The sequence below is a fragment of the Chitinimonas violaceus genome (genome assembly GCF_052601015.1).
Genome location: NZ_JBQXDJ010000215.1, coordinates 1 through 584 on the forward strand (window position 1 = coordinate 1; position 584 = coordinate 584).

The following is a 584-nucleotide window of genomic DNA, read 5'->3' on the forward strand; positions in this document are numbered from 1 at the left end:
CTTCGACGCCTGTATGCGAAGCTGCATCTACAGGTGAATGAAGGCAAGACAGCGGTAGCCTCGGTGTTCGGGCGTAAATTCCTGGGTTTCACCCTGTGGGTTGGGCGCGGTGGCGAGGTGAAGCGTAAGGTCGCCAAGAAGGCGCTGGAGAACTACAAACAGCGCGTTCGGGAAATGACGCGACGTAGTGGTGGCCGCAGCCTGGGACAGGTAATCGACAAACTGAAAGCGTATATCCCTGGCTGGAAGGGTTATTTCCAACTGGCGCAGACGCCGATGGTGTTTCGAGAGCTGGACGAATGGCTGCGTCACCGACTGCGCACCCTGCATCTGAAACATTGGAAGCGGGGCAGGACCATGTATCGGGAGCTGAAAGCGCTTGGGGTGAGCGAAACGGACGCGACGAGGATAGCCAGCAATGGCAGAGGCTGGTGGCGTAATGGCTACGGCGTGCTGAATCGTGCGCTGCCGATCGCCTATTTCGACCGCCTGGGAGTTCCAAGACTCGCCTAACCTCAACTTCTCGAACCGCCCGGTGCGGACCCGCATGCCGGGTGGTGTGGCAGGGGTCGGCCAAGTAATCT

Annotated in this window: 1 protein-coding gene; it reads left to right on the forward strand. The window is 59.4% G+C overall.

Features of this window, described 5'->3' with window-relative positions; all coding sequences use genetic code 11:
• The coding region (locus tag ACUHMQ_RS20990; protein ID WP_445297380.1) for a group II intron maturase-specific domain-containing protein at positions 1-513 on the forward strand (513 nt) is incomplete at its 5' end.
• Positions 514-584 lie beyond the last annotated feature (71 nt).